Below are 9,562 nucleotides of genomic sequence, written 5' to 3'. Positions count from 1 at the left end.
ATCCCGGGGAGGCGGACTAGCCCGTAACCCTTGAATGGAAGGTGCTCCACATGACCAGCACGGTTCCCGTCAACCCCGCGGAGAAGACGCGGAAGATGCGCAACCGCGCCGCGCTGATCGAGACGATCGGCGGGTACATGGCCGCGCACGCGCTCGGTCTCGCGGCCGAGCTGAAGATCGCCGACCTCATCCACGACGGCGTGCGCACCAGCGCCGACCTCGCGAAGGCGACGGGCACGCACGAGCCGTCGCTGCGCCGGATGCTGCGCCTGCTCGCGTCCGTCGGGATCACCACCGAGCCGGAGCCGGGCGAGTTCGGCCTCACCGAGGTCGGCGCCCAGCTGCGCTCGGACTCGCCGGACTCGCTCTACGCGTTCACCCGGATGTTCTGCCACGAGTCGCACTTCAGCGCGTGGCAGGGCCTCGCCCACTCCGTCCGAACAGGACAGTCCGCGTGGGACCACGTGTTCGGCAAGAACATCTACGCCTACCTCGCCGACCTCCCGGAGCTCTCCGAGCTGTTCAACGTGGCGATGAGCCAGGAGTCGCGGATCTCGGCCGGGCAGATCGCCGCCGCGTACGACTTCGCGGACGTGCGGAACGTCGTGGACATCGGGGGCGGCGACGGCACGCTGCTGTCGGCGATCCTCGGCGCGAACAGCCACCTGACCGGCGTGGTGTTCGACAGCCCGAGCGGGGTGGCGCAGGCGAGCGACGTGCTGACCGAGGCCGGCCTGGCGGACCGCGCCACGGTCGTGGCGGGCGACTTCTTCGAGTCCGTGCCCACGGGTGGTGACCTCTACATCATCAAGAGCGTGTTCCAGGACTGGGACGACGGCCCGGCCAAGGCGATCCTGCGCACCTGCCGCGCCTACCTGCCGGCCGACGCGACGCTGCTGATCGTGGGTTCGGTGCTCCCGGAGACGGCCGCGTCCGGCGAGCCGATCATGTTCTACACGGACCTGAACATGCTGGTGAACTCCGGCGGCCGGGAGCGGACGGAGAGCCACTTCCGCGGCCTGCTCGCGGAGACCGGCTTCGCGGTGGAGTCGGTGTCCCTCAAGTCCGCGGGCCCGCTCTCGATGATCGAGGCGACCCCGGTTTAGTCCGAAGTAGACTGTACGAAATGGACACTGAGAAGTACACTGTAGGGCCGGCCGGGTTCGCCCGGCCGGCCCTCCGTGTTGGTGGTCAGGCCACCCGGCGGTGCAGGTTGGGATGCTGGGACGGGCCCGGGGTGGGCTCGGCGATCCACGGGCCCTCGATCGACGGGTCCAGGATGCCGGTCTCCAGCCAGGTGTAGCGGTCGTCGAGGACGCGGGCCGCCAGCGTGCGGTCGTGGTCGTCGGTGTTGGTCCACAGGTGGTCGAACAGGTCGGCGACGCGCCGGCGGGCCTGGTGGCAGAAGCTGTCGGCCAGCTCGAAGGCCGGGTCGCCCTGGTCGGTGCGGGCCTTGGCGTACACGCAGCTCGCGCTCATCGCGTACAGCTCGGCGGCGACGTCCACGATCCGGCCGAGGAACAGCTGCCGCTCCTCGAGCCCGTTCGCCCAGCGCGTCCTGCCGTGCACCAGGTGCTGCGCGATGCTGCGGCTGGTCCGCTCGACGAAGCGCAGGTGCGCCGCCAGCGGCCCGAACTCGTCGAACCCGGGCGAGGGGCCACGACCCGCCGCGAGTCCCAGCAGCGCCCGCGCGTACCAGGCGCCGACCCGTGGCGCGCCCCCGAAGCTCGACCGGTCGGCCACGGACTCGAGGCCGGCCAGCGCCTCCTGGGCGATGAACCCGCGCAGCGCCTCGGTCGACCCGTCGAAGATCCGGCCCACCCGCAGGTCGCGCAGGAGCTGCTCCACCGGCACCCCGCGCTCACCCCGCGCGGCGGCCGACTCCGCGGTCTCGTAGCCGCGGCCGCCGCGGATCTGCAGCAGCTCGTCGGCGACGAGCCACGCCTTCTCCGACGCGTACAGCTTCGCGAGCTCCGCCTCCATGCCGGTGTCGACGAGCCCGGCGTCGGCGTGCCTGCCGGACACCTCCACGATGGCCTCGAGGGCGAACGCCGTGGCGGCGATGAAGGCGATCTTGCCGGCCACCGCCTCGTGCTCGCCGATCGGCCGGTCCCACTGCACGCGGACCCGCGACCACTCGCGCGCGATCTTCAGACTCCACTTGGCCGCCGCGGCACACACGGCGGGCAGCGAGAGTCGCCCGGTGTCCTGCGCGCAGAGCGCGACCTCCAGGCCCTTGCCCTCCGCGCCGATCCGGTTGCCGGCCGGGACCACGACGTCGTGCAGCCGGATGACCCCGTTCTCCAGGCCGCGCAGCCCGAGGAACGCGCCGCGGTGCTCGACGGTGACGCCGGGGGAGCGGGCCTCGACCACGAACGCGGTCATCCCACCCGGACCCTCGCCGGACCCGGGCACCATGGCCATGACGACCAGCAGGTCCGCGACGACCCCGTTGGTGGCCCACGACTTGACGCCGTTGAGCGTGTAACCGCCGCCGGGGCCGGGCACGGCGGTGGTGCGCATGCGGAACGGGTCGTTGCCGACGTCGGGCTCGGTGAGGGTGAACGCGGAGATCTCCCGCACGCACCGCGGCAGGAACTCGCGCTTCTGCTCCTCGGTGCCGAACAGCCGGACCGGCTGCGGCAGCCCGATGGCCTGGTGCGCGGCGAGCAGCTCGCCGAGTGCGGAGTGGACGGTGTTGACGATCATCAGCATCCGGTGGTAGCAGATGCCGGGCAGGCCGAGCCCACCGTACTCCTTCGGGATCCGGACGGAGAACGCGCCGATGTCCTTCAACCCGTTGACGACCTCGTCGGGCACCCGGTCCTCGCGCTCGATCAGCCGACCGTCCACTTTGTCCACGCAGAACTCGCGGAGCCGGGTGAGGAACGCCTCGCTCTCCGCGTCCAGCGCCGGGACCGGGCTCGGCAGCGGGTCCAGCAGGTCCAGCCGCAACCGGCCGAGGAGCAGCTCCCTGCCGAAACTCTCCAGACCCTCCACAGTAGACATATCGGCCTCCGCCGGTCGGTTGCTGACGACGCGGCCGGGCGGCCCCGCCGACGGGACCACCCGGCCGAGCTCCTTACACCGCGTCCGTTTCGGCGACCGGCTGCCCGGCGTCGGCCGTCGTGTCGCCCGTCGTGTCGGCCTTCGCGTCGGCGGCCTCCGTCTGCTCAGCGGCCTTCGCGTCGGCCGCGGCCTTACCGGTCGGCGGCACGTGCCGGAGCCGGACCGCGGCAAGGATCGCGGCCGCCGCGGCGATGACCGCGGCGACCACGGCGCCGAGGTTGAGCCCGCTGGTGAACGCCGCCCGCGCCGGTTCCAGGACCGCCGTGCTCAGGTCCGCGGACAGCCCGCTCGCCGCGGACACCGCGCCGTCGAGGCTGTCCTTGGCGGCCGCGGCCACCTCCGCCGGCAGGTTCGCGGGCAGGGTGCCGTCGACCTGGCCGCGGTAGGTCGCCACGCCGATGCTGCCGATGAGCGCGATACCCAGCGAGATGCCCAGGTCGTTCGCGGTGGTGCTCAGGCCCGACGCCGCGCCGGCCTTCTCCGGCGGCACCGAGCCGACGACCAGGTCGGTGGTGAGTGCCATGGCCGGGTTGACCGCCGGGTAGAGCACGATGAAGCCCGCGATCAGCAGCGGCAGCCCGGCCGTGCTGTCGACCTGGGTGAGCATCAGGTAGCCGATCACCTGGATGGCCAGGCCGCCCGCGATGACGTTGCCCGGGCGCACCCGCCGCGCGAGGATCGGCGAGAACATCGACACGCCGACCAGCAGGACCGCCGCCGGCAGGATCGCGAAACCGGCCCGCAGCGGCGAGAGGTCCGCGACCAGTTGCAGGTACTGGGTGAACATCAGGTACACGCCGCCCATGCCGGCGGCGGCCAGGACGAACACGCCGAGCGCGCCGCTGACCGTGCGGTTGGCGAACAGCCGGACGTCGAGCAGCGGCGAGGAGGAGCGCAGCTGGCGGATGACGAACCAGGTCCCGAAGGCGACGCCGGCCACGATGGTGCCGAGCGCGACGCCGAGCGAGTCGTCCTTGGCCAGCGTCTTGACGCCGTAGATGAACGGCAGCAGCGTCGCGAGCAGCAGCGCCACGCTGACCAGGTCCAGCTTGCCGGCGTTCGCGTCGCGGTGCTCGGGCAGCAGCAGCGGGGCGCCGATCACGACGATCGCCATGACGGGCACGGCGACCAGGAAGGTCGCCCGCCACGAGAAGGCCTCCAGCAGCACACCACTCAGCAGCGGGCCGAGTGCGACGCCCGCGGAGATGCCGGCGGCCCAGACGCCGATCGCGACCCCCCGCTGCTTCGCGTCCTGGAACATGGTGAAGATCAGGCCCAGGGTGGACGGCATCTGGGTGGCGGCCGCGATGCCGAGAACCGCGCGCCAGAAGATCATCAGCGACGGATCGCCGGTGAACGCGGCGGCGACGGACACGATGCCGAACACGGCCGCGCCGATCATCAGCAACCGCCGCCGGCCGATCCGGTCGGCCAGGGTGCCCATGGTGACCAGGAAACCCGCCATCGTGAAGCCGTAGATGTCCAGGATCCACAGCATCTCGGTGCTGCTGGGGTTCAGGTCCGCGGCGATGTGCGGAATCGCGAGGAACAGGATCGTGAGCATCATGAACAGGAGGAACGAGGGAAGCACCAGCAGTCCCAGTCCCAGCCATTCCCTGCGACCGGCTCGTGGCTCGGCTGAGGTGTTCGCAGAGGACATCGATGTTCCCTTCGTGGGCAAATGGTCCGTTCGTCGGGATCCGACGGTACCCTACCGGGGTACGGGTATGGAAGCGGTCGGCGCGGTGCTCGCTTCGAGCGTGGCAAGAAGCCCTTGCGTCCCACTGGTGCCGCACTCGCCGCGGGCTTGCGGGCCTGGACACCCGGTGATACCCGATGCTGGTATACGACGATGAACGACGACATCGCGGGCCTCGTGGCACGCGCGCAGCGCGAGATCGCCAAGCAGGCGACGGGCAACCGGTTCCTCGACCTGCTCGAGGCGGGCGCGGTGCCGGCCGAACGGCTCGGGTGGCTGGCGGGCGAGCTGTACCGGCTGGTGGGCAGCGACCAGCGCAGCCAGGCCCTGCTCGCGTCCCGCTTCCCCGCCCCGCCGGCGGGTGAGTTGTTCCTGGCGCTGGCGCAGGGCGAGGCGGAGGCGTTGCGGCTGCTGCTGGACTTCGCCACCGCGGTGGGGATGGGAGAGGCGGAGCTGGAGGCGTACGAGCCGCTGCCGCTCGCGCAGGCCTACCCCGCCTACCTGACCCAGGTCGCGGTGTTCGGGTCCAGCAGCTCGATGGCGCTGGCGCTGCTGGCGAACGTGGACGAGTCCGGCGGCACCTACGCGCGCGTGGCCGCCGCGCTGCGCTCCCGGTACGGGCTCACCGAGGAGGCGGTCGGCCACTTCCTGTTCTTCGCCGAGACCCCGCCGGAGCTGCTCGACCACGCCGCGGCGGTGGCCGCCGCCGGCATCGCGGGCGGGGAGAGCCCCGACGAGGCCGTGCGGACGGCACGCATCGTCAGCGCGCTCGAGACCGCCTTCTGGGACACCCTCGCCGAGGGCCTGACCTCGGCGGGCTGACCTCGGCGGGCTGACCTCGGCGTGCTGACTTCGGCGGGGTGACCTCGGCCCCACGGTCACGTGTGGGACAGGCCCGCCAGCGACACCTGGACCCGGCGGTCGATCCGGTCCTCGGCCCAGGTGCGCGTGTCGACCAGCCACCACTGGTCGACCTCGATCAGGTACAGCCGGTGCTCCGCGGGCGGGAGCAGCGCCGACGGCGGCAGTGTCCACTCGGCACGGTCGCGCGCGTCGGGCAGCACCGCGTCGTAGAACGTGGCGTGGTAGCGCGCGACCTCCTCTGTGGACAGTTCGCGGCAGGTGCCGCTGAACTGGGCGCCGTCCACGGCCATCAGGGCGTCCCCGGCCACGAACAGCGATCCGCTGATCCGCGGCCGGGTGGCGATGTCACGGCTGTGCCGGGACTGGATCGCCGAGCCGAACAGGAACCGCAGCGGGCCGGCGAGCCACGCGTACTGCAGCACCGCCGCCCACGGCTGGCCGCCGGTGGACACCGTGGCCATCGTCAGGTACCGCGCCTCGTCGAGCAGCCGCCGGCTTCTGCCGACCAGGCTGTCGTCTCCCATCGGTACGACCCTTCCCCGTGTTCGTTCGTCCGTCACGCGGCCTTGACGGCCCGGTGGCGCAGCAGTACCGGCAGCGCGGCGACGTCGTTGGCGATGAACGAGTGCAGCGACTGGACGTCGGCCGGCGCGACGGCGAGCGCGAGGTCGGGGAAGCGCTCGAACAGCGCGGGCACGGCGACGGCGGCCTCGAGCCGGGCGAGGCGGGCGCCGGGGCAGAAGTGCGGGCCGGCGCCGAAGGCGATGTGTTCCTTGTCCGCGCGGTCGATGTCGAAGACGTGCGGGTTCTCGTGGACCTCGGGGTCGCGGCCGTGGGCGAGGTAGTTGATCAGGATGGCGTCGCCCTTGCGGATCACCACGCCCTCGCCGAGGTCGATGTCCTCCTTGGCCCAGCGCATCGGCAGCGACGACACCGGGCAGTGCACGCGCAGCGACTCCTCGACCGCCTCCGGCCAGCGCCGCGGGTCGGCCCGCAGCGCGGCCAGCTGGTCGGGGTTGGCGAGCAGCTCGCGCACGGTGTGGTCGATCAGCGACACGGTGGTCTGGCTGCCGCCGCCGATGAGCAGCAGGAGCATGTCCACCAGCTCCTGCTCGCCGAGCGGCTCCTCGCCCTCGACGCGGGCGGCCAGCAGGAAGCTCGTCAGGTCGTCGCCGGGGTTCTCCCGCTTGCCGTTGATGAGGATCCGCATCGCGACGTTCATGTCGGTGAACACCGCGGCGGACTCCTCCTCCGGCACGTTGTCGGTGTTCAGCACCACGCGCAGGATCCGCAGCACCTCGGGCCGCAGGTCGTCCGGCACGCCGAACAGGTCGCAGATCATCCTGGTGGGCAGCTGCTGGGAGTACCCGACGTGCAGGTCCAGCGGCTCGTCGGCCGGGCGGGTCGCCAGGTCGTCCAGCAGGCCGGCGGCGATCTTCTCCAGGTGCGGGCGCATCGCGTCGATGCGCTTCGGCGTGAGCGCGGGGGCGACCAGCCGCCGGAGTCTCTGATGGTCGCGGCCCTCCGCGGTGGACATGGACTCGACGTCCACCCACGGCGACAGCCACGGCACCTCGCCCGGCTCGTACGTCGGCACGTTCTTCTTGAGGTTCCGCGACACGCCGGGATGCAGCAGCAGCTGCCGGACGACGTCGCCGCGGGTGGCCACCCAGGCGGAGAAGCCCTCCGGCAGCTCGACGGCGACGGCCGGCCCCTGCGCGCGCAGGTGGTCCAGCTGCGAGTACATGCACCGGCCACCCCGGCTGTCGATCTGCGTGCTGGGGGTCGTGCTGAAGCCGATCATGTTGCGCCTCCAGGGAAGTACGCGGGATCACGGGCCGTGCGAATGGGATGCGCCCCCATGCGTCGTCGTCGCCACAACAGAGCCACCGCAGAGCCGTTGCAGAGGCGACAACTGGGAAAATACCTCGGTGATTACCCGCGCGGAATGACGTGCCGCCGGTGGAATCCTCCTCGCGCTGGCGGGATATGTAGGGAACCCGCAGGTCGGGACCGTCGACGCCAGCTTCAGAGTGGCCATTTCCAGTGGAAATGGAGCCGAATTCCGGCGCGATTCATGAACGGGGGAGAGTGGCGCGCGAGGCCAGTCGGCGTTCGGTCAACTGTTCCGCCGGGTCGGCGTGTAGGTCACGCCGCCGCTCTAGCGGGAGCCCACCCGCACGGTGAGGTCCCGGCGTTCGCCGTTGCGGACGACGACGAGCTTGGCGGAGTCGCCCGGCTTCTTCTTGCGCAGCGCGGTCTGCAGGTCCTCGACCGTGCGCACCGGCGTGCCGTCGAAGTCGGTGATGACGTCGCCGGGTCGCACGCCGGCCGCCGCCGCCGGTCCGTTCTTGTCGACGGCGGTGACCACCACGCCGTGGTCGACGTGCAGGCCGAGCTGGTCGCGGATGGCCGGGGTGAGCTGGCGCAGCGACACACCGAGGTAGGGATGCACGGCCGTGCCAGCCGTGAGGAGCTGCTCGGCGACGTCGAGCACCGTCGCGGACGGGATGGCGAAGCCGAGGGACACCGCCCCGGTCGAGGGCGGGAGGTAGGCCTCGTTGATGCCGATGACGTACCCGTCGGCGTCGAGGAGGCCGCCGCCGGAGTTGCCCGGCGAGATCGGTGCGTCGGTCTGGACGAGGTCGACGAGGGACTGGCTCCGCGCCGCCGAACCGGGAATGTCGCGGTGCAGGCCGGAGATCACGCCCGCGGTCACGGAGTTCTGGAAGCCCAGCGGGCTGCCGATGGCGAGGGCCGGCTCGCCGGGGCGGGGCAGCTCGGAGCGGAACGTGGGCACGGGAAGGTTTCCGCGTTCCGTCCGCACGACGGCGAGGTCGGTGACCGTGTCGGAGGCGAGCACGGTGGCCGCTGACTGGTTGCCGTCGGCGTAGACGACCGTGAGGTCCGCCGCCTTGCCGACGACGTGTGCGTTGGTGACCACCACGTTCTGCCGCAGGACGACCCCGCTGCCCAGACCGTCGTTCGTCTGGAGCGTCACGACGCTGGGACTCAGGCGTTCGACCACGTCGGCGTATCCCTCGTCCGACACGGTCGCCGGCGGGTCGGTGTGGGGCGCCTCGCCGCTGGCCGTGCACGCGGGCACGGCGGCGACCATCGCCAGGCACAAGGTAACCGTGAATGCTCTGAACTCTGCCATTTCACCTGGTACCCGGACATCCGGCAGGTAACCGGCGCGCCGGCACCTCGCCGGCGTCGTTACCGGATCGTGGCCCCTCACGCGGGCGGTGCGGCAGGGGTCGAGACACGCTCGAGGATCCGCGGGCGACCGTTGATGTCGGGGGCCGCCTCCGAGACTCTCGTCGCAGGGCGCGGCTACGGAGGTTCATCGATGGGCGAGCGCGACGACATCGTTCTGGACTACCCGCTGCCCAACCCGTCGGCGCTCGAGGCCTCGCCGGAGTGGGCGCGGCTGCGGGCCGAGTGTCCCGCCGCGCGGATCCGCTTGGCCAGTGGGGACGAGGCGGTGCTGCTCACCCGGCACGAGGACGTCCGCGCGGTGCTGTTCGACCCGCGGTTCCAGCGCCAGCTCGACACCGCCGAGGCCGCCCGGATCAGCGACGACGAGGAGGGTGGGCTCTTCGGCGGCGAGGTGTCGAGCTGTCCGACCGCACCCTGCCCGCCGGGACCACGGTGATCTGCCACCTGGGCGCGGCGAACCGCGACGAGGCGGTGTTCGCCGACGCCGAGACCATGAACCTGCGCCGCGCCCCGAACTCGCACGTCACGTTCGGCGGCGGGCACTTCTCCTGCCTCGGCGCGTCGCTTGCGCGCACCGAGCTGCAGGTGTCGCTCGAGCTCCTGCTGGACCGGTTGCCCACGCTCGAGCTGGCGGTGCCGGTGGAGAAGCTGCGCGCACACGAAGGACTGCTCGTCGGTGGCCTGGAGGAAGTGCCGGTCCGCTGGTAG

Annotated in this window: 9 protein-coding genes; 4 read left to right on the top strand and 5 right to left on the bottom strand. The window is 71.7% G+C overall.

Annotation, left to right across the window (positions count from 1 at the left end; all coding sequences use genetic code 11):
- The first annotated feature begins 50 nt into the window (after positions 1–50).
- Complete coding sequence (locus tag VGD70_RS19590; protein WP_331083323.1) at positions 51–1,106, top strand: methyltransferase; 1,056 nt, start codon at positions 51–53, stop codon at positions 1,104–1,106.
- Positions 1,107–1,191: 85 nt separating this feature from the next.
- On the opposite strand, the gene VGD70_RS19585 is transcribed toward VGD70_RS19590, so the two are convergent.
- Positions 1,192–3,009 (bottom strand): acyl-CoA dehydrogenase family protein, encoded by a 1,818-nt coding sequence (locus tag VGD70_RS19585; protein ID WP_331083321.1) that lies wholly within the window; start codon positions 3,007–3,009, stop codon positions 1,192–1,194.
- Between the two features lie 73 nt (positions 3,010–3,082).
- Positions 3,083–4,729, bottom strand: a complete 1,647-nt coding sequence (locus VGD70_RS19580; protein ID WP_331083319.1) for an MFS transporter — start codon at positions 4,727–4,729, stop codon at positions 3,083–3,085.
- A gap of 192 nt (positions 4,730–4,921) precedes the next feature.
- On the opposite strand from VGD70_RS19580, the gene VGD70_RS19575 reads away from it, so the two are divergent.
- Complete coding sequence (locus VGD70_RS19575) at positions 4,922–5,590, top strand: transcriptional regulator (RefSeq protein ID WP_331083317.1); 669 nt, start codon at positions 4,922–4,924, stop codon at positions 5,588–5,590.
- Between the two features lie 56 nt (positions 5,591–5,646).
- Here the strand turns inward: VGD70_RS19575 and VGD70_RS19570 are convergent, their stop codons facing one another.
- The 3 genes from VGD70_RS19570 to VGD70_RS19560 all read right to left on the bottom strand — a co-directional run bounded on the left by VGD70_RS19570 (position 5,647) and on the right by VGD70_RS19560 (position 8,750).
- On the bottom strand, positions 5,647–6,156 hold the full coding sequence (locus tag VGD70_RS19570; protein WP_331083315.1) for a pyridoxamine 5'-phosphate oxidase family protein: 510 nt from the start codon (positions 6,154–6,156) through the stop codon (positions 5,647–5,649).
- Positions 6,157–6,188: 32 nt separating this feature from the next.
- Positions 6,189–7,436 carry a cytochrome P450 gene (locus VGD70_RS19565; RefSeq protein WP_331083313.1) on the bottom strand — a complete coding sequence of 416 codons (1,248 nt, stop codon included), beginning with the start codon at positions 7,434–7,436 and terminating at the stop codon, positions 6,189–6,191.
- A gap of 357 nt (positions 7,437–7,793) precedes the next feature.
- Positions 7,794–8,750 carry a S1C family serine protease gene (locus tag VGD70_RS19560; RefSeq protein WP_331083312.1) on the bottom strand — a complete coding sequence of 319 codons (957 nt, stop codon included), beginning with the start codon at positions 8,748–8,750 and terminating at the stop codon, positions 7,794–7,796.
- Positions 8,751–8,984: 234 nt separating this feature from the next.
- Here VGD70_RS19560 and VGD70_RS19555 point away from each other — a divergent pair, with 234 nt between their 5' ends.
- Positions 8,985–9,290 (top strand): hypothetical protein, encoded by a 306-nt coding sequence (locus tag VGD70_RS19555; protein WP_331083309.1) that lies wholly within the window; start codon positions 8,985–8,987, stop codon positions 9,288–9,290.
- Positions 9,287–9,562: a cytochrome P450 gene (locus VGD70_RS19550; protein WP_331083306.1), complete on the top strand. Its 276-nt coding sequence runs from the start codon at positions 9,287–9,289 to the stop codon at positions 9,560–9,562. Before VGD70_RS19555 ends, VGD70_RS19550 begins: the two co-directional genes overlap by 4 nt.

It is taken from the genome of Actinophytocola sp. (assembly GCF_036402745.1).
GTDB lineage: Bacteria > Actinomycetota > Actinomycetes > Mycobacteriales > Pseudonocardiaceae > Actinophytocola.
The sequence above is the reverse complement of the archived record's forward strand: the minus strand, read 5'-3'. Positions and strand labels throughout refer to the sequence as shown.